Below are 23,244 nucleotides of genomic sequence, written 5' to 3'. Positions count from 1 at the left end.
CCGCGCTAATCGAGCCTGGTTGTGGGAGCGTTGAAAGGACTTCCTTATCCAGACATGCCCAACGCCGCAGCACACCTCGATGCCCGTTAGGGTCTTGGCGGAGGTACGGCACGAGATGACCAGATCCACGCGAGAGCGGATCGTCGACGAGGCCCTGCGGCTGTTCGCCGACCGGGGCTACGCGGCCACGTCCGTGGCCGAGATCGAGGCCGCGGCCGGGCTCTCCCCTGGCGCGGGCGGGCTCTACCGGCACTTCAAGTCCAAGTACGAGGTGCTCGCCGCGGCGGTGAACGAGCACGCCGCGCGCACCAGGACTCAGATCGCCGAGACGCTGACCGAGGTCACCGAGGTGGGTGACTCGGTCGACCTGGAGGAGCGACTGGCCCGGCTGTGCAAGGCCGGTCTCGCCAAGGTCCGCGCGGAGCGCGAGCTGACCCGGGTGTTCTTCCGGGACCTCAGCCAGTTCCCCGAACTGGTGGTCATCGTCCGCGAGGGCCTGCTGCAACCCATGTTCGACGCCATCACCGCCTGGTTCCTCGCCCAGCCCGAATACGCCGACGCGGACGTCGACTGGCCGGGCATCGCCGCCGTGCTGGGCGGCTCCGTGGTCAACTACCAGCTGTTCCAGGAGACCGTCGGCGAGCCTCCCGGCCGCGCGGAACGTGACCGGTTCGTCACCGCCTGGGTGCGCCTGGCGCTCGGCCTGCTCCCCGTCACCGCCGCTCGCGGGACGATCGGGGCGGCGGGTTGAGCAGCCGGTAGGCGAGCAGACCGACACCGCCCGCGGCGCCCAGCATGAACAGCACGCCGCCCAGCCCGAAGAACTCGCTCAGCAGCCCCTGGAAGCCGGCGTCACCGCCCGCGGCGCGGATGCCGCCGAACAGCAGCCCGCCGAAGATCGCGGCGAACGGCGGGGCGCCCAGCCCGATGAGCCGGTCGCGCAGGTTCCAGCCCTCGCTCGACAGCACGACCACCGTGGCGAGCGCCCACACCAGCAGCGGCACGGGGAAGATCTCGACGGACGGCAGCCGGAACGGCACCAGCAACGCCGCCACGACCAGCAGGAGCATCCCGGCGACCTCGCGGCGGTACTCCTTCAGAATCGTGCGCGCGTCCCGGCCCTCGGTGGCCATCGGGTTGGCGCCGGCCATCACCGCGCGGCGGAACCGGCTGCCGGGCAGCAGCCGGGACCGCTGCCGGACCACCGGGCGACCGGCGGGCACCCGGCCCCGCGCGGGCACCGGCCGCCGCTGCCTCTCGGTGTCGTCGACGATCCGGGGGAAGACGGCTGTGCTGTGCTCCGCCCCGTCGGGGTAGCCGGGGATGGGGACGGTCGTCGGGTGCGGCTCCGGCGCCGGCTTCGGCTCCGGCTCCGCGGCCGCGGACAGGCGGCGCACCTCCGCGCGGACCAGCTCGGCGGGCTCGCCGAGCCTGGCGAGGATTCTGCCCACGGCCCTGGCGTCGACGGTGCCCGACCGCTCCCGCTCGATCCGCGCGCGCAGCACGCGGACGAAGTCCAGCCGCTGGTCCTGGCGCAGCACGCCGTGGGCGATGTCGGCCGCCCTGCTGACGTAGTCCAGAACGAGCAGGTCAGCACGCTCGATCACGCTGGACATCTTCCTCCTGTGCGCCGCGCTCCGCGACCCCTTCGCCGCGATATCAGGTATTCCCCACCCCTCGTCACTTTCGTCCGTCGCACGATCATGACCAGCTGGTTTCGCGCCATACCATGAGAAGGCGAGCCCGGCCTTTCAGCCGGACGTGAGGGTCGAAGGGGTTCTGGAAAGGTGAGTGCGGAGTTCGCCGACTGGCTGCGCGGCCGTAATGACGACGAGCTGCGCGCGCTGGTGACCGCGCGCCCCGAACTGGTCACCCCGGTGCCCGCCCACCTGCCCGGCCTCGCCGCGCGGGCCACGACGCCGTCGGCCACCGGCCGGGCGCTGGACCGGCTCGACCGGTTCACCCTCGCCATCCTGGAGACCCTCGTCCTGCTGCCCTCCCCCGTCTCCATGGGCGAACTGCGCGCCCTCGCCGCCCGAGCACTGGCCGAGCCGGGCAAAACCGGCTTCCAGGGCACGCTGAGCAAGACGGTCGACCGGCTGCGCACCCTGGCCCTGGCGTACGGGCCCGACAACGCGCTGGCGCCCGCCCCCGGTGTGCGGGAGGCGCTCGACGCCCCCGCCGGGTTCGGGCCGCCCGCGACCGAGGTGTTCCGTCACTACCCGCCGGAGCGGCTCGGCGAGCTGATCGACGACATCGTCGGCGGCGACGGGGACGACGGGGGTTCCGGGTCCAAGGAAGGGCTGGCGGAGCTGCTGAGCGAGCCGTCGCTGGTGGCGCGCCTGGTGGCGGAGGTGTCACCGCAGGCGCGGGCCGCGCTCGACGAGCTGGCGTGGGGGCCCGCCACCGGCCGGGTGCCGAACGCCAGGCGCGAGGTGCGCGTCGACACCGCCCGCTCACCCATCGAGGAGCTGCTCGCCCGCGGCCTGCTCGGCGCGACCGGTGCGGAGACGGTGGCGCTCCCCCGCGAGGTCGCCGTCCACCTGCGCGGCGGGCGGGTCCATCGCGACCTCTGCCCGTCGCCCCCCGAACTGCGCGGGACCGAACGCGACCAGTCGCTCGCCGACCGGACCGCCGCCGGTCAGGCGTTCACGTTCGTCCGCACCGTGGAGGAGCTGTGCGAGCGGTGGAGCCTCGACGCGCCGGGCGTGCTGCGCGCGGGCGGGCTCGCCGTACGGGATCTGAAGCGGGTCGCGCAGCTGCTGGAGCTGCCCGAGTGGTCGGCCGCGCTGGTGATGGAGGTGGCGCACGCCGCCGGGCTGGTCGTCGCGAACGGCAACGTCGACGGGGAGTGGCTGCCCACCCCGGCGTACGACGGGTGGCGGATCAAGGCCACCGAGGACCGCTGGGCGGTGCTCGCGGAGAGCTGGCTGACGATGGACCGGGTGCCCGGCCTGGTGGGCGAGCGCGACGATCGTGACCGGTTGCTGAACGTGCTGACGCCCGAGTTGCGCCGGGCCGCCGCACCCGAGGTGCGGGGGACCACGCTGGGCGTGCTCGCCGCCGGGGCCCGCGGGCTGGCCCCGGACGTCGCGTCGGTGCGCGAGCGGCTCGCCTGGGAGCAGCCGCGCCGCCGCGGGCCCTACCGCGACCAGCTCCTGGCGTTCACGCTGCGCGAGGCCGAGCAGCTCGGGATGACCGGGCTCGGCACGCTGTCCGCCCACGGGCGGGCCCTCGCCGCCGGCGACTTCACGCTCGCCGCCAAGGTGCTGGCGCCGCTGCTGCCGGAGCCCGTCGACCATGTGCTGCTCCAGGCCGACCTGACCGCCGTCGCGCCGGGGCCGCTGACCAGCGAGCTGCGCCGGTGGCTCGCCCTCAGCGCCGATGTGGAGTCCACCGGCGGCGCGACCGTCTACCGCTTCGGCGAGGGCTCGGTCCGCCGGGCGCTCGACGCCGGGCAGAGCGCCGACGAGCTGCTGGTCATGCTCGCCCGGCACTCCACCACGCCCGTGCCGCAACCGCTGCACTACCTGGTCACCGACGTGGCCCGCAGACACGGCCGGATCAAGGTCGGTACGGCGAGCGCCTACGTGCGCTGTGACGACCCCGCCCTGCTCGACCAGGTGATGGCCGACAAGCGGGCGATCCCGCTCCGGATGCGCCGGCTGGCGCCCACCGTGATCGCCTCCAGGTCGTCGCGGGCGGCGCTGATCGACGGCCTGCGCTCGATGGGCTATTCGCCGGTCGCCGAGTCGCTCGACGGCGACGTGATCGTCACCCAGCTCGACGCCCGCCGTACCGAGGTGCCGCCGCTCGCCCGTCCCGCCGTGCTGGTCAGCGGGCTCGACCGCGAGGTGGTGACGGCGGCGGTCCGCGCGCTGCGGGCCGGAGACGCCGCGCACCAGGCCAGGCGGTCACCGATCGACGCACCCGGCGGCCAGGTGCCCCGTTCCCCCGCCACCGCCACGATCACCGCGTTGCAGGACGCCATCCGCCAGGGCGCCCGGGTGTGGATCGGTTATCTCGACAGCCAGGGCCACGCCACCAGCCGCATCCTCGAACCCGCCCGGATGGAGGGCGGTTATCTCACCGCCTACGACGAGACCAGGGCGGCCGTGCACCGTTTCGCGCTGCACCGGATCACCGGCGTCTCCGACGTCAATTGAAAAGTGATTGCACCCTTCCCGGGTAATGCGGCACAGTAATTCCAGGAACGAATGGCAAACAAGGAGACGGAGGGTGCGATGCGGTTGCCGGAATACGAGGACAGCCGCGCCGGATCGCGGCCCCGTCTCAGCTGACGCACCCCCTCCCGGTGCGCAGGCGAGGGCTACTTCCTCTTACTGGGGAGACGCGGGTTCGAATCCCGTCACCCGCTCCACGTCACGCGGGTGTCGTCCAGCGGCCCAGGACACCTGACGCCTTCGTCGGCCTGACCTCGGGAGGGCCTCACCTGCCACGCGCCCGATGCGCGGGCGGCGGTTACTTCGGATCCGGATGCCGAGGGTTCGAATCCCTCCGGCGCAAGCCGTAGCTCAGCCAGGAAGAGCACCGGACTATTCACCGCAGCCCCATTGTCCGATCTCGGGCGCGTTTCATTATTCGAAGAGAGGTGGTGTTTTCGTCATGTCCAGGTTCAACGTTTCCAACAGGCCCCGGACGTTCGAGGGGGCGACCGGGTTCAAGCGGGATCCGCGAACCGAGTTGTTTCTTCTCGCAGTCTCGAACATGGTCGGCGAGGACACCTTCTACGAGGCCGCCGCCGACCGCGACGACCGCTTCCGCGAGCTGGTCCACGGGCTGGCCGTCACCGACGCCGAATGGCTGGCCCGCCTGGTCGCCTGGCTGCGGCGGGGCGCCCACCTGCGCTCGGCGAGCGTCGTGGCGGCGGCGGAGATGGTCAGGGCGCGGACCCAGGCCGGTCTCGCCGGCGGCAACCGGCAGGTGATCGACCTGGCGCTGCGTCGTGCCGACGAACCCGGTGAGCTGCTCGCCTACTGGATCGGACGCTACGGGCGCGCCCTCCCCCAGCCGGTCAAGAGAGGTGTCGCGGACGCGGTCAGGCGGCTCTACGACGAGCGGTCACTGGCCAAGTACGACGCGCCGGGCCGGGCCTTCCGCTTCGCCGACGTGCTGGAGCTGACCCACCCCGCACCGGGCACACCCGAGCAGGGCGACCTGTTCAGGCACGCCATCGACCGCCGGCACGGCGGCGCCGAGGTCCCGGCGTCGCTGGCCACGCTGCGCCGGCGTGCCGAGTTGCTCGCGCTGCCGGTCGCGGAGCGGCGTGCCCTGCTCGGCCGTCCCGACGCCGCGGACCGGCTGCGTACGGCGGGCATGACGTGGGAGGCGCTGGCGGGCTGGCTCCAGGGGCCGATGGACGGGCAGGCGTGGCGGACGATCCTGCCGTCGATGGGTTACCTGGCCAGGCTGCGCAACCTGCGCAACCTCGACGAGGCGGGGCTGCCCGACGACGTCGCCGCGGAGGTGGCCGCGGGGCTGGCCGACCCTGTCCGGGTCGGCGGCTCCCGGGTGCTGCCCATGCGGTTCCTCGCGGCCTGCCGGGCGGCTCCCTCGGGTCGCTGGGCCGGGGCGCTGGAGCGGGCGCTCGGGCTGTCGCTGGGCAACGTGCCGCGGCTGCCGGGGCGCACGCTGGTGCTGGTGGATCGCTCCGGTTCGATGTTCTCGACGATGTCGGCCAGGTCGAAGCTGACCCGCGCCGACGCGGCGGCGGTGTTCGGGGCGGCGCTGGCGCTGCGGTGCGCGAGCGCCGATCTGATCCAGTTCGGCACGGTGAGCGCGCACGTGCGGTTCGCCGCCGGGGAGTCCGTGCTCAAGGTGGTCGGCCGGTTCGGCAACCTGGGCGGCACGAACACCGCGCACGCCGTACGCCAGTGGTATGGCGGCCACGACCGGGTCGTCATCGTCACCGACGAGCAGACCTGGCCGGGGCGGCGCGGCGAGCGGCCGACGGCGGCGGTCCCCGCGTCGGTGCCGGTCTACACCTGGAACCTCGGCGGCTACGAGCACGGGCACGGGGCGGACGGGCCCGGCCGGCACACCTTCGGCGGGCTGTCCGACGGCGCGTTCGCGATGATCCCGCTGATCGAGTCCGGCCGGTCCGGCGACTGGCCGTTCTGAGACGGGCCCCCACGGACGGGCCCACGCGGAGAGGCCCACGGCCCTCCGCGTGGGCCCGTTCCGGGGGTCGAACCCTGTAGGGCCTGCTCGGCGAGCCCAATATCGTGGTATCTGTTGACCACCGGTACGACAGAGAGTGAAAGATTCGATAGTGAGCAGTCACCCCGAGGACCCGCGGAACCCCGACGACTGGCAGGCCCCCAGAGACGCCGACCAGCCGCCCTACCCCTCTGGTCCCGAGGGACAAGGCCAGCAGGGCTACGGGCAGCAGGGCTACGAGCAGCCTTCGTACGGCCAGCCTTCGTACGGCCAGCCCAGCCAGCCCGGCTACAGTCAGCCGGGCTACGGCCAGCCTGGTTACGGCCAGCCGGCTTACGCCCAGCCGGGCTACGGACCAAAGGACGGCGGGTACGGCCCGCCCACCCAGCCGCCCCAGGGCTACCAGGACCCGCTCTACGGCCAGCAGAACCCCTACGGGCAGGCCCCCTACGGCTACGGATACGGCCAGCCGCCGCGTCCGGGCACCGAGGGGCCGCGCACGCACGCCATCGTGGCCCTGGTGATCAGCATCGTGCTGGCGATGAGCTGTTACATCACCCCGGGCGGCCTCGCCGGAGCGGTGTTGTCGGGCATCGCGCTCAGCAAGGCCGACATCGAGCCGCGGCGGGCGAGCAACCTGCTCAAGTGGGCCTGGATCGCCATCGGCATCAACTTCGCGCTGGTCATCGTGGGCATCGTCGCGTTCGTGATCGCAGGAGTCAACGGCGCGTTCGACTGATTCGGGGATTGAACCAGCTCAGAGTCTTGTTGGATAGGCGGTAGCAGTACCGATACCGGGGAGACATCTGTGACCGACGGCCCGCTGATCGTTCAGTCGGACAAGACCTTGCTGCTGGAGGTCGACCATGCCGCGGCCGACGAGTGCCGCAAGGCGATCGCGCCGTTCGCCGAGCTGGAACGCGCTCCCGAACACGTGCACACCTATCGGATCACCCCGCTCGCCCTGTGGAACGCGCGAGCCGCGGGCCATGACGCCGAGCAGGTGGTCGACGCGCTCATCGGCCACAGCCGCTATCCGGTCCCGCACGCGCTGCTGGTCGACATCGCCGAGACCATGGCGCGGTACGGCAGACTCCGGCTGGAGAAGGACCCGGTCAACGGGCTCGTCCTGACCAGCACGGACCGCGCGGTGCTGGAGGAGGTGCTCCGCTCCAAGAAGATCCAGCCGCTGCTCGGCGAACGGCTGGGCGCCGACTCGGTGGCCGTCCACGCCTCCGAGCGCGGCACCCTGAAGCAGGCGCTGCTCAAGCTGGGCTGGCCGGCCGAGGACCTGGCGGGTTACGTCGACGGCGAGCACCACGCGATCGAGCTCGACCAGGACGGCTGGACCCTGCGGCCCTACCAGCGCGAGGCGGCCGACTCCTTCTGGTACGGCGGTTCCGGCGTCGTGGTGCTGCCCTGTGGCGCGGGGAAGACGATCGTGGGGGCCGCCGCCATGGCGCACGCCCAGGCCACCACGCTGATCCTGGTGACCAACACGGTGAGCGCCCACCAGTGGAAGCAGGAGCTGATCAAGCGCACCTCGCTGACCGAGGACGAGATCGGCGAGTACACCGGCGCGAAGAAGGAGATCCGGCCGGTCACCATCGCCACCTACCAGGTGATGACCACCCGGCGGCAGGGCGTCTACCGGCACCTGGAGTTGTTCGACGCGCGCGACTGGGGCCTGGTCATCTACGACGAGGTGCACCTGCTGCCCGCGCCGATCTTCCGGATGACCGCCGACCTCCAGGCCCGGCGCCGCGTCGGGCTCACCGCCACCCTGGTGCGCGAGGACGGCCGCGAGGGCGACGTGTTCTCGCTGATCGGCCCCAAGCGCTACGACTCGCCCTGGAAGGAGATGGAGAACCAGGGCTGGATCGCGCCCGCCGACTGCGTGGAGGTCCGGGTGACGCTGACCGACGATGAGCGGCTGACCTACGCGATGGCGGAGTCCGAGGAGCGCTACCGGTTCTGCGCGACCACCCCGTCGAAGACGCGGGTCACCGAGGCGCTGGTCAAACGGCATCTGGGCGACCAGGTGCTGGTGATCGGACAGTACATCGACCAGCTCGACGAGCTGGCCGAGCACCTGAACGCGCCGGTGATCAAGGGTGAGACGCGGGTGCGCGAGCGGGAGCGGCTCTACCAGGCGTTCCGCGACAAGGAGATCCAGGTGCTGGTCGTCTCCAAGGTGGCGAACTTCTCCATCGACCTGCCGGAGGCGTCGGTGGCGATCCAGGTCTCGGGCACCTTCGGGTCACGCCAGGAGGAGGCGCAGCGGCTGGGCAGGGTGCTCCGGCCGAAGACGGGCGGCGGGGGCGCGCGGTTCTACTCGGTGGTCAGCAGGGACACGGTGGACCAGGACTTCGCGGCGCACCGCCAGCGGTTCCTGGCCGAACAGGGGTACGCCTACCAGATCATTGACGCTGACGACGTGCTCGCCGGCGAATAACGCTCATCCGCGCGCCGAACACGTCATCGCGGTCAGGTCCAGGAGATTCCGCGGTTCCTCCGGTCGCTGGACAATCCAACCACCCCCTAGCTCGGCCCCATGCTGGCCAACTGCGGCATACCCCCATGATCGGCGCTATTCACGAGGAATGCCCGATTTTCTCACGAAATTTCGGGACTTTGACGGAGGGTGCAGGAATGGTTACCTGACGAGCATTCCGCCGACGAACAATACGGCTTCCGCCAGCACCCAGGCGACGACCGCGGCGATCATGAACGGCATGGACCACCGCCGCGTCGGCCGCACCCAGGCCACCGCCGTGCAACAGGCCCCGACCACGGCGAACACCCCCGAGAAGGTGGAGACCGACCGCAGCCTGGCCGTACAGTCCCGCGCGAGTTCCCCGTCGGCGCAGAACGCCGCCAGACCCCATCCGGCGAACACCGAGAAACCCCACAGCGCGGCGAGCAGCAACACCGCCACGAAGGGAATGAAGGGGGAGACAACGACGCGGGCACGAGTCACCCCCTTGGGGTACCCGCCTTTTATCCGTTGGATGCATTCTCCGGCTCTGGGCTAGGCTGGTTGATTCGCCATTCCCCGGCCAGAGAACAGGAGCCGTCCTCGCATGCCCGCACACCAGCTCTCCCCCGATATACAGGAGGGCGAACCAGCCCCCGACCCAGCCGACCATTCAACCGACCACCCGGCCGATGACCCGGAGCAGGTGCTCGCCGGGGAGCGCGCCCACCTCGCCACCTCGCGCGCGGCCCTGACCGCCATGCGGGAGCACGCCCAGTCGCTCTCCGCCGACGCCGCCGGCGACTGGGTCTCCCAGCAGATCCTGCAGGGCCTGCTCGACACGCGGGTCGCCGCGCTCGCCGATCACCCGGACACCCCGCTGTTCTTCGGCCGCCTCGACCGGTCGGTCCGCGACGACCTGCCCGGCACCGTCTACGTCGGCCGCAGGCACGTCCACGACACCCACAGCCGTGCCCTGGTGATCGACTGGCGGGCTCCGGTCTCCCGGGCGTTCTACCAGGCCAGCCCGTCCGAACCGATGGACGTCGCGCTCCGCCGCCGCTTCGGCTACCACGGCGGCGACCTGACCGCCTTCGAGGACGAACCGCTCGACCAGGGCGGCACCCTGCACGCCTCCAAGATCCTCACAGACGAGATCGAACGTCCCCGCACCGGCCCGATGCGCGACATCGTCGCCACCATCCAGCCCGACCAGGACGAGATCGTGCGCGCCGCGCTCGGCCAGACCGTGTGCGTGCAGGGCGCCCCCGGCACCGGGAAGACCGCCGTCGGCCTGCACCGGGCCGCCTACCTGCTCTTCACCCACCGCGAGAAGCTGCATCGCGCCGGCGTGATGATCGTCGGACCCAACCGGGCCTTCCTCTCCTACATCTCCTCGGTCCTGCCCGCACTGGGCGAGATCAAGGTCGGCCAGACGACGATCGCCGGCATCCTCGGCCCGCACGCCGCCGACGAGGACCCCGCGGTCGCCACGCTCAAGGGCGACGCCCGGATGGCCGCCGTGCTGAAGCGGGCCCTGTGGGCGCACATCGTCAAACCCACCGAGGGCCTGCTGTTCGCGAAGGGCTCCTTCCGCCACCGGGTGCCCGACTACGAGGTCCGCGAGATCGTGGCCTCGCTGCGCGGCACCACCAGGTACGGCCCCGGCCGCGCCTCCCTCGCCCAGCGGCTGGCCCATGCCGTCCTGGTCCGGATGGAGCAGCGCGGCGAGTCACCCGACGACCGGGTACAGGACGCCGTGGCCAGGTCCAAGCCCGTCAAGCAGCTCGTCGAGGCGGTCTGGCCGAAGCTGGTCCCCGAACAGGTGCTGTTCCGCCTGCTGTCCGAGCCCGAGTTCCTCGCCGCCGCCGCCAGGTCCGACCTCACGCCCGAGGAGCGCGAGCTGCTGCCGTGGACCAAGCCGGCCCGCTCCTGGAAGTCGGCCGTCTGGTCACCCGCCGACGCGGCCCTGCTCGACGAGCTGGGCGACCTGATCGAGCGCACGCCGTCCATCGGTCACCTGGTCGTGGACGAGGCCCAGGACCTCTCCGCCATGCAGCTCCGCGCGCTCGGCAGGCGCTGCCGTACGGGCTCGGCCACCGTGCTCGGCGATCTCGCCCAGGGGACCACTCCCTGGTCCACCCGCTCCTGGACCGACGTGCTCGAACACCTCGGGCAGCCGTCCGGCGAGGTGACCGAGCTGACCCTGGGCTTCCGGGTGCCCCGCGAGGTCCTCGACTACGCCGCGCGCCTGCTCCCCTCGGTGGCCCCCGACCTCGCCGCCCCGCGCTCGCTCCGCCCCGGCGCGGGCTCCCTCTCGGTACGGCACGCCACCGACCTCCCGGCCGCCCTCGCCACCGCGGTCGGCGAGATCCTGGCCCGGCAGGGCTCCATCGGCGTCATCGTGCCCGACGCCGCCGTCCCCGCCGTGTCGGCCGCCCTCACCGACGTCGACCACGGCGTGCTGGGCCCCGACTCCACCGGCGACCGCCGTCTCCTGGTCATCCCCGCCACCCTCGCCAAGGGCCTCGAATACGACCACGTCATCGTCGTCGAACCCACCGACATCGTCGAAGCCGAACCCCGCGGCCTCGCCCGCCTCTACGTGACCCTCACCCGAGCCGTGACCACCCTGACCGTCCTGCACACCAGAGCCCTCCCGGCCCAGCTCACCTGACCCAGTTCACCTGACCCAGGCGAAAGCCCTCCGAGCACCCGGCTCGGAGGGCCGGCCCACAGTCACACCCCGCTCGAACCGAGCTTCAGGCGTACGGCTGGGGCAGAACTCGTCGGCCCTACCAACCAGATCCTCCGCGAAATCCCCATGAACAGAGCAAAAGCGAACAATTGGTGCACACTGCTAGCTTTCTGCCATGGGTGAGTTCGGAGTGCAGGTCCGGTACGGCGGGCACGCGGATGTGGCCAGGGTGATGGAGTTCTGGCTGGACGCGGCGGAGGGGACGGATCGACATGATTCGCCCGACAAGGTGCTGGCGCTGATCGAGCGTGACCCCGAGGCGTTGCTGATCGCCGAACTCGACGGGGACATGGTCGGGACTCTCATCGCGGGATGGGACGGCTGGCGGGCGCATCTCTATCGCCTCGCCGTCCATCCCGGGCATCGGCGCAAGGGGATCGGCACGACGTTGCTCGGCGTCGCGGAGAAGCGGTTCGCACGCCTCGGCGCGTTCCGGGCCGATGCCATGGTGCTGCAGGAGAACGTTCTCGCCCACCACGCCTGGGGCGCCGCGGGTTACACGCGGCAACCGGAGTGGGGGCGGTGGGTCAAGCCCATGACGAGCTGATCGGAACATCGGAACGCAGCCGTTCCGATGTTCCTCTCGTCGGCAGCGATCAGCCCGCGACCGGAAGGTTCACCTCGGCCGGAACGGGCGCGGGGGCCTCCTTCGTGACCTTGTCATCGCGCACCGCGGTGGAGATGTCATCGCCGTCGTCGACGACGCCGTCGGTCGAGCGGGTGTCGCCGTCGATCGAGCCGATGTCGCCGTGGTCGACGCCGCCGTCGATCGAGCTGGTGTCGCCGTTGTCAGCGGTGCCACACATCGCCTTGGCGACGTCGATCGTTTGGGTCTTACCGCCGGGCGTCGGCACGGTGATCGCCATGCCGGTGACCGCCAGGCGGCCATCGGCCCCGCGGACCTGCTTGTTGAACGTCACCGACGCGGTTCCCACCTTCTCGAGGGTGACGGGAACCGTGGTGTTGGGCGCCGGCTTCGACTCGATCGGACGACCCGCGACCCTGGCGTTGGCGATCCGGGAGACACCCTGGCCGCCCTCGCAGCGCGCCGAGATGGCGCCCGCCGAGATCTCGTCCTTCAGCGTCCGCACATCGGCCGCGCTGGCCTGCGAGTGCTGGGAGTCCGCCGCGACCGACAGGGCCTTGGCGACGATGATCGCGTTCTCCGGCTGCTCGATCAGGCTCCTGCGAGCCAGCTGCCCGCCGGGCGAGACCACGGCCGGCACCGGCTTGATGGCCACCGGCCCGTCTGCGGCGAGGCCGAAGGCGGAACCGGGCGTCTCGGTGCTCGCCTGCGAGGTGGAGGCGACCCCGACCAGCGCCACGGAGGCGCCCAGTACGAGAGCCGATGCCCCGATGACGTGCCTTCTGAGACCCATGCATTTCCCCCTGAGTTGAACGGGCTAGGTGATTGGTCCCTAGCGCGTGATGATGACGAGGGTGCCGAGCGGTACCCGTGACAGAGCGCTCAGCGCGCTGTCCGGTGCACGCACGCACCCGTGGCTGACGGCCTTGCCGAACACCGTCTTGTCCGGCCAGCCGTGGAACGCGACAGTCCCCGGCCCGCCGCCGTACGTATCCAGCGACTTCGAGTGCGTCCCCGTCGGGAGGACCACCGAGCCGAAGCCCTGGCCGGTCTTGGAGAGCGCGGCGAGCAGAAAGGTCCGCCCGAGCGGCGTAGGCGTCGTGGGAGCTCCCACGGCGACGGTCCACCGCCCGATGACCCGTCCGGATCTGAAGATGGTCAGGCGGCGGGCTGCTCTCTCGACCTTGATCAGATAGGGAGTGCGCGCGACCTGTAGCCCGCCCCCAGTCCCCGAGATCCAGCCCGTGGCGCGGTTGGGACGCGACGGAAGCAGGACCCTGACCCATCCCGGCGCGGTCTCCACGACCGGGACCCAGGTGGGGTTGCCCAGCTGGGTACTGGGCAACACCGCCATGGGCGACCCGCCAGGCCGTGCGTAGACCACCCGGGATGAGGTCGGGTGGACTACCGCACCCGTTCCCTCAGCGAACGGGTGAGCGTCGCGTGGCACCCCTTGCAGCCGCTCGAACGTGGTCGCGTGCGGCAGGAAGGTCGTCCCCATCGCAAGCGTCACGCCCAGGCCCGTGGCGAGCAGAATGAGCGCGACCACGACGGAGATCCGGGCAAACGAGACCCGACCGCTCATGACTTCGCTCCCCGGGATGGCTGACGTGTTCCGGGGGAGGCTATCCAGACGGCATTCGGCGCTAGGGCGGCCCGAGACAGTGCAGACCCAAGGTTTACGTCCCGATGGGGTTGGGGTCTTCGCCGATGGCACCCCTTGGCCGTCCTTCGGGGGCGCGCTCAGCGGGCTCCCGGAACGACCCCGGGGTGCTCACGGGGTGCTCACGGGTGCTCACGGGTGCTCAGACGCGAAGAAGGGGCGGTCCCTGAACGGGAACCACCCCTTCTTGGAGAAGCAGACGAACTCAGAAGTCCATCTCGCCGCCGCCCGGCATGGCCGGAGCGGGAGCGTTCTTCTCGGGCTTCTCGGCGATGACGGCCTCGGTGGTGAGGAACAGCGCCGCGATGGACGCCGCGTTCTGCAGCGCCGAGCGGGTCACCTTGGCCGGGTCGAGAATACCCGCCTCGAACATGTTGACGTACTCGCCGGTCGCGGCGTTGAGGCCCTCACCCGGGGTCAGGTTGCGGACCTTCTCCACCACGACGCCGCCCTCGAGGCCGGCGTTGACGGCGATCTGCTTCAGCGGCTCCTCAAGAGCCTTGCGCACGATCGCGGCACCGGTGGCCTCGTCACCCTGGAGCTCGAGCTTGTCGAACGCCTTGGCGCCGGCCTGCAGCAGAGCCACGCCACCGCCGGGGACGATGCCCTCCTCGACGGCCGCCTTCGCGTTGCGAACGGCGTCCTCGATGCGGTGCTTGCGCTCCTTGAGCTCCACCTCGGTGGCCGCGCCGGCCTTGATGACGGCGACGCCGCCGGCCAGCTTGGCGAGGCGCTCCTGGAGCTTCTCGCGGTCGTAGTCGGAGTCGGTGTTCTCGATCTCGGCACGGATCTGGCTGACCCGACCGGCGATCTGCTCGGCGTCACCGGCGCCGTCGACGATGGTGGTCTCGTCCTTGGTCACCACGACCTTGCGGGCGCGGCCCAGCAGGTCGAGGGTGGCCGTCTCCAGCTTGAGCCCGACCTCTTCGGCGATGGGCTGGCCACCGGTGAGGATGGCGATGTCGCCCAGCATGGCCTTGCGGCGGTCGCCGAAGCCCGGAGCCTTGACGGCCACGGAGCGGAACAGGCCGCGCATCTTGTTGACGACCAGGGTGGCCAGGGCCTCCGCGTCGACGTCCTCAGCGATGATCAGAAGCGGCTTGCCGGACTGCACGACCTTGTCGAGCAGCGGCAGCAGGTCCTTGTTTGCCGAGATCTTGGAGTTGACGATCAGGATGTAGGGGTCCTCGAGGACGGCCTCCATCCGGTCGGGGTCGGTCACGAAGTAACCGGAGGTGTATCCCTTGTCGAAGCGCATGCCCTCGGTGAGCTCAAGCTCAAGCCCGAAAGCGTTGCTCTCCTCGACGGTGATGACGCCTTCCTTGCCGACCTTGTCCATCGCCTCGGCGATGAGCGCGCCGATCTCGGCGTCACCGGCGGAGATGGAGGCCGTGGAAGCGATCTGCTCCTTGGTCTCCACATCCTTCGCCAGCTTGGAGAGCTCCTCGCTGACGCGCTCGACGGCCGCCTCGATGCCCTTCTTCAGGGACATCGGGTTGGCGCCGGCGGCGACGTTGCGCAGGCCCTCGCGTACCAGCGCCTGGGCGAGCACGGTGGCGGTGGTGGTGCCGTCACCCGCGACGTCGTCCGTCTTCTTGGCGACTTCCTTGACCAGCTCGGCGCCGATCTTCTCCCACGGGTCCTCGAGCTCGATCTCCTTGGCGATGGACACACCATCGTTGGTGATCGTGGGAGCGCCCCACTTCTTCTCCAGCACGACGTTGCGGCCCTTGGGACCCAGGGTCACCTTGACGGCGTCGGCGAGCTGGTTCATACCGCGCTCGAGACCGCGCCGGGCGTCCTCGTTAAACGCGATCATCTTGGCTGCCATACGGCTAGACCTCCCAGATACAGGGTGGCTTGCAGCGGATCGAGCCGACGCCCGCGACGGCATCTGGACCCCGCCTCCCCACGACACCGGTCGCCGTGGATCGCCAGGCCCCATCGCCTCGACCCGGTTGTCACTCTCCACATGAGAGTGCCAACGAACTGTTTAGCACTCTACCCTGCCGAGTGCAAGCTCAAGCCCTGCTGACCAGGGAGTGCTGGACGAGAGAAGGGCCCGATCCATGACCCGGACCAGGCCCTTCGAGTCTGCCGGGTGGATCCGGCAGATCCGCGCGGACTGCGCTGCCGCGTGATCTGCCCGGATCCCCGGCGGGAGTGTCAGCCTGGCGAACCCGGCGCCGAACGCCCACCGGACCGCCACCCGGCTCAGACGGCTCTGACGGCCTCCGCCTGAGGGCCCTTCTGACCCTGAGTGATCTCGAATTCGACACGCTGCCCCTGCTCCAACGCACGGTAGCCGTCCATCAAGATAGCCGAGTAATGGACAAACACATCCTTACCACCGTCTACCGCGATGAAGCCGTAGCCCTTGTCCGCGTTGAACCACTTGACGGTGCCCTGCGCCACTTTCCGACTCCTCTTACTGGGCTTGAAGACCGTGCCCATTCCTCTGCCCGGCCCGTCGATCTCTGAGGCCGAGATTGCACTCGAAGTTTTCGCAACACCCAGATAGGTGCCGAGTCAACTCCGCACGCCAACTCAACTACGTCGATCGTCCTCGACCATACCTGTGAGAGACCATTTGGCAACAGAGTCAGGGGACAAACTCGTTCTTCACGTTCGCTCATAGCAGGAAGAGAAGAAGTTTCTTCCGGCGAATAGGTCGTTAAAAATTGCATCATTCAGCCATGACACGAATGACCCCCCACCCCATTGCCCCCGTCACGCCCCACCCGTGATCCCCCTCTCCCGCCGCCGAAGACCCCGGTTCCCCGAGATCGCCGCCCGCCCCGCACCTGGCCGCACACCGGCACGAACAGCCACGACCGCAGACCGACAGCACCCCCTCGACCTCCGCGCCCCCACAGGCCCTCCTAGGCCCGCGCGCGGCCCCTATGGTCCGCGCGCACACCCCCTACAGCCCTCGTATGGCTCTTGGGCCCCCGTACGGCACGCCAGGCCAGCGCCACGCGCCGTTGGTGGTGCGGTCCGTGGGGTCCACGCTCCTCCAGCGGCGTCAGCGGACCACCGCCACGCCCCGCCCGCCGGCCGTCTCCGCTGGTGAAACACCCGCGCATCGATCCGCGCCCGCCGAACCCTGAAGCGCCGCCCCGCTCGCCGGCCGTCTCCGCTGGTGAACACGTACATGGATCCGCACTCGGCACCCCTGACGCGCCACCGCCGCTCGCCTTCCGCCGCCTGCGACCGGGCGGAATCGGCCAGGCCCGTTTTCCGGCCGCGCGTGGATCGGCGCCGGGCAATCCTGGCGTGGCGTTCTCCCCTTTCCGGGCAGCCGCGAGAGGGCGGCGTGACCCGCTCGCCTCCCGGCGCCCAGAACAGAACGCCGCCTTATTCCCCCACTCGATCCCCGCCAACCACCCAATGGCCGACCCACTCATTTAAGGAGCGTCCCATTCCACACGAAGCCCCCTCCACCAGACACATCATCTCAACCAAGGAGGGAATAAAGTGCAGTCTATAAAAGGTATAACGATACGACCGAAACATGATCGAACTGGGATCCGCAGTCCGATCAGAGGACACTGACAGTAAGTCAGACAGCCAACACTCGGACGCATCGTCAGGCAATAACGGTCCTCGGCGGAGACCGTTTCCTGGCGCCGGAAGCAGCAGCCCACAAACGCACAGTCGCCGCCGTGTCACTCAGATGATTCACAAACTAGTCACCGAAGTCACCCGGCTCGAAATGCCGGGCGCTTGCGCATCCCCGGCGCCATCCCCATTCCGGCGCCCGCCGATACGCCCCATCACCACGCCACTCGGGAACCGCTCCCACCGCTACGCCCGACAAGAACCGCCCGCACTGTTTCGCGTCACGAGAACCGCTTCCCAGCACGCGTCCCCCACCGCCGAAGACCGCCTGGCGCGGCACTGCCGCGTCATGCGGTGCGGGTCGAGATCAATTGGGCGTTCAGCGGGCGCACGCGGGCATGGCGAGAGGGCGCCAAAGGCGCGGAGAAGCAGCGCGTCAGGACCCGCCCGCCCGAATCCACCGGCGGGTGTGAACCAGCGGAGACGGCCGGCGGGCGGGCGTGGCGGCGGTCCGCTGACGCGCTGGAGGAGCGTGGACCCCACGGACCGCACCACCTACGGCGCGCGGCGCCGACCGGGCCTGCCGTACGGACCAAGCACCGACGTCAACGACCGCCGCACAACACGGGCGGCGGTCCGCTGACCCCGCTGGAGAAGCGTGCACCCCACGGACCGCACCACCAACGGCGCGCAGGGCCGACCGGGCCTGCCGTACGGACCAAGCACCGACGTCAACGACCGCCGCACAACACGGGCGGCGGTCGTTGACGTCGCTGGAGGAGCGTGGACCCCCGTGGTTACGCGCCGCCGGCCACCGCGGGGATGACGGAGATCTGGGCTCCCGACGGGGTCGCCGTGTCGAGGCCCTCCGCGAAACGGACGTCCTCGTCGCCGACGTACACGTTGACGAAACGGCGGAGCTTGCCGCTTTCGTCGAGGATCCTGGCGCCGATGCCGGGGTAGTCCGCGTCGAGCTTCTGGAGGACTTCACGCAGCGTCGCGCCTTCACCACTGACATCGGCGGAGCCGCCGGTGTACGTGCGCAGAATCGTCGGAATTCGCACAGAAACGCTCATTGTCCAGCTCGCTTTCGTTATTGGGAATCAGACGGTCAGCCGGCGACGGCGGCGCGGAAGTCGTCGAGGGTGGGGCGGATCACCGCGGTGGGCCTGGCCCCGTCGGAGACGGCGTCGAGGGTCTTGAGGCCGTCTCCGGTGTTCAGGACGACGGTCTCGGCCTCGGGGTCGAGCACGCCGTTCTCGACGAGCTTGCGCAGGACCCCGACGACGACGCCGCCCGCGGTCTCCGCGAAGATGCCCTCCGTGCGGGCCAGCAGCCGCATGGCGTCGACCACCTGGGCGTCGGTGACGTCTTCGACGGCGCCCCCGGTACGGCGGGCGATGTCGAGGACGTAGGGGCCGTCCGCCGGGTTGCCGATCGCCAGCGACTTGGCGATCGTGTCCGGCTTGACCGGCTGGATCACGTCGTGGCCCGCGCGGTAGGCGGCGGACACCGGCGAGCATCCCGCGGCCTGGGCGCCGAAGACCTTGTACGGCTTGTCCTCGACGAGACCGAGCTTGATGAGTTCACCGAAGCCCTTGTCGATCTTGGTGAGCTGCGAGCCCGACGCGATGGGGATGACGATCTGGTCGGGGAGCCGCCAGCCGAGCTGCTCGGCGATCTCGTAGGCGAGGGTCTTGGAACCCTCCGCGTAGTAGGGCCGCAGGTTGACGTTGACGAATCCCCACTTCTCGCCCATCTCATCACCGATGAGCTCGGAGCAGAACCGGCTGACGTCGTCGTAGTTGCCGTCGATGCCGACCACCTGTCCACCGAACACCGAGGCCATGACGATCTTGGCTTCTTCGAGGTTCGCCGGGATGAAGACGCAGGCGTCGAGCCCCGCGCGGGCGGCGGCGGCGGTGACCGCGCCCGCCAGGTTGCCGGTGGAGGAGCACGAAAGGGTGTGGAAGCCGAAGTTGCGGGCCGCCTCGACGGCGATGGCCACCACGCGGTCCTTGAAGGAGTGCGTGGGGTTGCCGGAGTCGTCCTTCACGTGCAGGGAGCGCAGGCCCAGCTCACGGGCGAGCCGGTCGGCCTTGACCAGCTTGGTCCAGCCGGGCGCCATGTTGGGCTTGTCGAGCACATTCGCCGGGACGGGGAGCAGCGACCGGTAGCGCCAGATGTTGGCGGGGCCCGCCGCGATGCTCTCCCGGGTCACCGGGGCGAACTCGTAGGCGATCTCCAGTGGGCCGAAACACTCACTACAGGCGAAGTTGGGACCGAGGTCGAAGCGGGTGCCGCACTCCCGGCAGGACAGGGCGACGGCGGGGCCGAAATCGGTGGAGGTTGTCTTGGCTGCGGTTGCGAGCGCCATGAAGCGAGGCCTTTCCCTCATCTTCGCCCGCGACCACCCTGATCACGGGCCGGAATTGGCACCTGTCCCGGCCGGGCCTCGCCATGGTCGCGAGCACGGAACCGGGAGGGTTGCCGGGGCTTCGCAGGGCCGGTCCCTCCACCCCTCTGGATGAGCAAATATTCAGTTGTGAACCCGAATGACAGGGCTGAGTGAGACTCTACCTTGCCCGTCGGCGTATCCGACCTGCTGTCTCACTCTTCGAGATGTGAGTAGTCAACAGGCGGACGCCCCGAGCCGGCTCACCCGTCGCGAACGTCCGTCAGGCCAGCCCGTACGCGTCGCCGAGAGCCGTCTGGACGTACTTGCGCGCCTGGTGGATCCGTGACTTGGCGGTGCCGAGCGGGATGCCGAGCTGCTCGGCCACCTCGGCGTAGTCGAGCTGGCAGATGTCGCGCAGCACCAGGGCCTGGGCCAGGTCGGGTTTGTCGGCCTCCAGCGACTCCATCGCGTCGAGCAGGTCGAGCCGGGAGCCCGCGATCACGCTCACCCTGCGCGCGTCGGGCCGCTGGAGGGGCAGCTCGTCGGAGCTCTGCTCGGCGGCGCGCCGCTTGAGGGTGCGGTAGGTCGTGCGGGCGCAGTTGGCGGTCACGATGTGCAACCAGGTGCTGAAGCGGGCACGGCCCTCGAAACGGGCGATGTTACGCGCGACCGCCAGCAGGGTGTCCTGGCACGCCTCTTCGGCGTCCTGGTGATAAGGCAGTATCCGCGCGCAGTGCCGCAGCACGTCGGGCTCGATCCGGCGCAGCAACTCGCCGAGCGCTCGGTGATCTCCCTGCGCGGCGTCGCGGGCCAGTTCCTCAGTCGTCTCGTCCAGCGCCATTCGGGATCCCCATCTGCGTTAGGTCTCAGACATCCTATGGTCGGGGGTCAAGGTTGGTTAACCTTCCGGCAAGCGTCCCACGGCGAGGGAACGGTGGTCGATCGATGAACGCAGTCCTGGTGGCCTCCAATCGAGGACCCGTCTCTTTCACGCTGTCCGAAGACGGCGCCCTGACCATGCGCAGGGGCGGCGGCGGCCTGGTCTCCGGGCTGTCGGAGGTCGCCAAGGAGATGGACATCCTGTGGATCTGCGCCGCCCTCTCCGACGGCGACCGCTCCGCCGTACGGCTGGCGCCGGGTGAGCGGCTCGACCACGCGGGCTACGACACGGGCGCGCTGCGGATGCTCGACATCCCGCCCGCGGTCTTCCACCGGGCCTACAACGCGGTGGCCAACTCGACCCTGTGGTTCATCAACCACCTGCTCTACAACACGCCGACCGCCCCCCAGTTCGACACCCGGTTCCGCCGCGAGTGGGAGTCGTACCAGACCTACAACGCCGCGTTCGCGCTCGCGCTGGCCGAGGAGGCGGGGCCCGGTGCGCGGGTGATGATCCAGGACTACCACCTGACGCTCGCCCCCGTGATGCTCCGCGGCGAACGTCCCGACCTGCGCATCGCCCACTTCTCGCACACGCCGTGGGCCCCGCCGGAATACTTCTCGCTGCTGCCCGACGAGGTGGCCGTCGAGGTGCTGTCCGGCATCCTGGGCGCGGATCACGCCGGGTTCCTCACCGAGCGGTGGGCCTCGGCGTTCATGGACTGCTGCGAGGTGGTGCTGGGCGCCGACGTCGATCGCGCCGGCCGTACGGTCACCCATGACGGGAGGACGACCAGGATCGGCGTGCACGCGCTGGGCGTGGACGGCGAGGCGTTGTGGGCGCGGGCCGGCGAGCCCGACGTGGAGTCGCACATGGTCGCGCTGCGCGAGCAGGTCGGCGACAGCAAGCTGATCGTCCGGATCGACCGCACCGAGCTGTCCAAGAACATCGTGCGCGGGCTGACGGCCTACCGCGAGTTCCTGGCCGCGCACCCGGAGTGGCACGGCCGGGTCGTCCACCTCGCGTTCGCCTACCCCTCGCGGCACGACCTGCCGGAGTACCGGGAGTACACCGCGGCGGTGCAGCGGTGCGCGAAGGAGATCGAGGACCAGTTCGCCACCGATGACTGGGATCCGCTGATCCTCAACGTGCACGACGACTACCCGCGCTCGCTCGCCGCCTACCGGCTGGCCGACGTGCTGCTGGTCAACCCGATCCGGGACGGGATGAACCTGGTGGCCAAGGAGGGCCCGATCCTGTCGCCGCGCTCCGCGCTGGTGCTCTCCCGCGAGGCGGGCGCCGCGGCCGAGCTGGGGGCCGACGCGTTGCTGGTCAATCCGTACGACGTGTGCGGCACCGCCGACGCGCTGCACGAGGCCCTGATGATGCCGGAGGAGGAACGGCTGCGCAGGACCGAACGGCTCCGCGCCGCCGCGACCGCCCTGCCCCCGAGCGCGTGGTTCTCCGAACAGCTCACAGCCCTGGACACGTGATCGAAGACTGCCTACCGTTGAGCCATCGAACGTGTGCGATTGATTCGTGATCGGGCGACCTGGCTCATCTATCTCCAACTGGGCACGTTCGCGACCTACCTCTACGGTCTGAGCGCGGCGCTCCCGCTGCTCAGGATCGACCAGGGCGTCTCCAAGACGGTGGCCGGGCTGCACGGCACCACGATGGCGGTCGGCGGAGTCCTGACCGCACTCGCCCTGGCCCGGCTGACCACCAGATTCGGGCGCAGGACCGTGACCTGGCTCGGGCTCGGCGGGATGAACCTGGGCGTCCTCCTGGTCGTCCTCAGCGACGCCCTGCCCGTCACCCTCACCGCGTACGGCATAGCCGGCGGGTGCGGCACGATGGCGCTCTACACGATGATGGCGGTGCTCAACGACCATCACGGCCCGGCGGGGCCCGCCGCGCTCAGCGAGGCAAACGCGGTGGGCGTGATCCTCGGCATCGGCGCCTCCTTCGCGCTCAGCGCCGCCGCGGGCAGCGCGCTCGGCTGGCGGGCGGCGCTGCTGCTGACGCCGGTGCTGACGGTGGCGCTCGCACTGGCCATGGGTCGCGTCTGGGTGCCGCACACACCGCGGCCGGCCGTACTGGAGGCCGCGAGGCGGGTGCCCTTCGGGTGGCGGTTCTACCTGGCGGGCGCGGTGCTGTTCTGCTGTGTGGCCCTGGAGTTCGGCTTCAACCTGTGGGCCGCGGAGCTGGTGGCGGAGCGTACCGGGCTGAACGCCGCGGTGGCGGCCACGGCGCTGACCGCGTTCACGGTCGGGCTGGCGGCGGGGCGGTTCGCGGGCGTGTGGCTGGCCCTGCGGGTCGCTCCGGGTCCGCTGCTGGTGGGCGCGCTCGTGGTCGCCGCCGCCGGGTGGGCGATCTTCTGGTCGAGCAGCCATCCGGTGCTGTCGTACGCCGGGCTGGTCGTGTGCGGGCTGGGGGTGGCGCTGCACTTCCCGCTGGCGTTGACCCGGGTGATCGCCGCCTCGGGCGGGCGGCCCGACGAGGGCGCGGGCATCGCCGCCCTGTGGGCGGGCGCGGCGAGCGGCCTCGGCCCCTTCGTCCTCGGCGCGCTGGCCGACGGCTTCGGCACGCACACCGCGTTCCTGCTGACGCCCGCGCTGATCGCGGTGGCGGTGGGCTGCGTCCTGGGCGCGGGCCACCTGAACGCTTCACGGCAGGCAGGACCGGCCGCCGGCTCTTAGGACTGCCCGGACGGCGTGCGGCAGGACGGCGTGCGGCAGG

The 23,244-nt window shown here is 70.4% G+C and carries 18 protein-coding genes and 1 riboswitch; of the genes, 9 read left to right on the top strand and 9 right to left on the bottom strand.

Annotated elements, in window-relative coordinates:
• Positions 1-115: 115 nt before the first annotated feature.
• Positions 116-751 (top strand): TetR/AcrR family transcriptional regulator, encoded by a 636-nt coding sequence (locus tag MBA17_RS42330; protein ID WP_238503571.1) that lies wholly within the window; start codon positions 116-118, stop codon positions 749-751.
• On the opposite strand, the gene MBA17_RS42325 is transcribed toward MBA17_RS42330, so the two are convergent.
• A complete protein-coding gene (locus MBA17_RS42325) occupies positions 714-1,607 on the bottom strand; it encodes a hypothetical protein (protein ID WP_238503570.1) in 894 nt (297 codons plus the stop codon). The genes MBA17_RS42330 and MBA17_RS42325 overlap by 38 nt on opposite strands.
• 180 nt (positions 1,608-1,787) lie before the next feature.
• Here MBA17_RS42325 and MBA17_RS42320 point away from each other — a divergent pair, with 180 nt between their 5' ends.
• From MBA17_RS42320 to MBA17_RS42305, 4 genes are all read left to right on the top strand, one after another.
• Positions 1,788-4,166, top strand: coding sequence for a helicase-associated domain-containing protein (locus MBA17_RS42320; protein WP_238503569.1), 2,379 nt, complete (start codon positions 1,788-1,790; stop codon positions 4,164-4,166).
• Positions 4,167-4,626: 460 nt separating this feature from the next.
• Positions 4,627-6,141 (top strand): TROVE domain-containing protein, encoded by a 1,515-nt coding sequence (locus MBA17_RS42315; protein ID WP_238503568.1) that lies wholly within the window; start codon positions 4,627-4,629, stop codon positions 6,139-6,141.
• Positions 6,142-6,292: 151 nt separating this feature from the next.
• Complete coding sequence (locus MBA17_RS42310) at positions 6,293-6,919, top strand: hypothetical protein (RefSeq protein ID WP_238503567.1); 627 nt, start codon at positions 6,293-6,295, stop codon at positions 6,917-6,919.
• A gap of 69 nt (positions 6,920-6,988) precedes the next feature.
• Positions 6,989-8,635, top strand: coding sequence for a DNA repair helicase XPB (locus MBA17_RS42305; RefSeq protein WP_238503566.1), 1,647 nt, complete (start codon positions 6,989-6,991; stop codon positions 8,633-8,635).
• A gap of 201 nt (positions 8,636-8,836) precedes the next feature.
• Here MBA17_RS42305 and MBA17_RS42300 read toward each other — a convergent pair whose 3' ends face one another.
• Entirely contained in the window at positions 8,837-9,160 is a 324-nt protein-coding gene (locus MBA17_RS42300) for a hypothetical protein (RefSeq protein ID WP_238503565.1), read from the bottom strand.
• A gap of 103 nt (positions 9,161-9,263) precedes the next feature.
• Between MBA17_RS42300 and MBA17_RS42295 the strand changes: the two genes are divergently transcribed.
• Both MBA17_RS42295 and MBA17_RS42290 read left to right on the top strand, forming a co-directional pair.
• Positions 9,264-11,333 (top strand): HelD family protein, encoded by a 2,070-nt coding sequence (locus MBA17_RS42295; protein ID WP_238503564.1) that lies wholly within the window; start codon positions 9,264-9,266, stop codon positions 11,331-11,333.
• 196 nt (positions 11,334-11,529) lie between these two features.
• Positions 11,530-11,961 (top strand): GNAT family N-acetyltransferase, encoded by a 432-nt coding sequence (locus MBA17_RS42290; protein ID WP_238503563.1) that lies wholly within the window; start codon positions 11,530-11,532, stop codon positions 11,959-11,961.
• A gap of 49 nt (positions 11,962-12,010) precedes the next feature.
• Here MBA17_RS42290 and MBA17_RS42285 read toward each other — a convergent pair whose 3' ends face one another.
• The 7 genes from MBA17_RS42285 to MBA17_RS42255 form a co-directional block, all read right to left on the bottom strand.
• Positions 12,011-12,793: a choice-of-anchor P family protein gene (locus MBA17_RS42285; RefSeq protein WP_238503562.1), complete on the bottom strand. Its 783-nt coding sequence runs from the start codon at positions 12,791-12,793 to the stop codon at positions 12,011-12,013.
• Between the two features lie 39 nt (positions 12,794-12,832).
• Positions 12,833-13,585: a L,D-transpeptidase gene (locus tag MBA17_RS42280; RefSeq protein ID WP_238503561.1), complete on the bottom strand. Its 753-nt coding sequence runs from the start codon at positions 13,583-13,585 to the stop codon at positions 12,833-12,835.
• Positions 13,586-13,868: 283 nt separating this feature from the next.
• On the bottom strand, positions 13,869-15,494 hold the full coding sequence (groL, locus tag MBA17_RS42275) for a chaperonin GroEL (protein ID WP_238503560.1): 1,626 nt from the start codon (positions 15,492-15,494) through the stop codon (positions 13,869-13,871).
• A gap of 383 nt (positions 15,495-15,877) precedes the next feature.
• Positions 15,878-16,078 carry a cold-shock protein gene (locus MBA17_RS42270; protein ID WP_238503559.1) on the bottom strand — a complete coding sequence of 67 codons (201 nt, stop codon included), beginning with the start codon at positions 16,076-16,078 and terminating at the stop codon, positions 15,878-15,880.
• 1,943 nt (positions 16,079-18,021) lie between these two features.
• On the bottom strand, positions 18,022-18,300 hold the full coding sequence (locus MBA17_RS42265) for a MoaD/ThiS family protein (RefSeq protein ID WP_238503558.1): 279 nt from the start codon (positions 18,298-18,300) through the stop codon (positions 18,022-18,024).
• Between the two features lie 35 nt (positions 18,301-18,335).
• On the bottom strand, positions 18,336-19,601 hold the full coding sequence (gene thrC, locus MBA17_RS42260; protein ID WP_238503556.1) for a threonine synthase: 1,266 nt from the start codon (positions 19,599-19,601) through the stop codon (positions 18,336-18,338).
• A 14-nt stretch (positions 19,602-19,615) separates the two neighbouring features.
• Positions 19,616-19,758, bottom strand: a riboswitch (SAM riboswitch).
• A 144-nt stretch (positions 19,759-19,902) separates the two neighbouring features.
• On the bottom strand, positions 19,903-20,463 hold the full coding sequence (locus MBA17_RS42255; RefSeq protein WP_238503555.1) for an RNA polymerase sigma factor: 561 nt from the start codon (positions 20,461-20,463) through the stop codon (positions 19,903-19,905).
• 104 nt (positions 20,464-20,567) lie between these two features.
• Here MBA17_RS42255 and MBA17_RS42250 point away from each other — a divergent pair, with 104 nt between their 5' ends.
• On the top strand, positions 20,568-21,995 hold the full coding sequence (locus MBA17_RS42250) for an alpha,alpha-trehalose-phosphate synthase (UDP-forming) (RefSeq protein ID WP_238503554.1): 1,428 nt from the start codon (positions 20,568-20,570) through the stop codon (positions 21,993-21,995).
• Between the two features lie 39 nt (positions 21,996-22,034).
• Positions 22,035-23,204 (top strand): MFS transporter, encoded by a 1,170-nt coding sequence (locus MBA17_RS42245; RefSeq protein WP_238503553.1) that lies wholly within the window; start codon positions 22,035-22,037, stop codon positions 23,202-23,204.
• Positions 23,205-23,244: the final 40 nt, after the last annotated feature.

Origin of the sequence: Dolomitihabitans soli (genome assembly GCF_022213955.1) — a bacterium.
Classification (GTDB): domain Bacteria; phylum Actinomycetota; class Actinomycetes; order Streptosporangiales; family Streptosporangiaceae; genus Streptosporangium_A; species Streptosporangium_A soli.
Note: the sequence above shows the minus strand (reverse complement) of the source record. Positions and strands in the feature narration are given on the sequence as shown.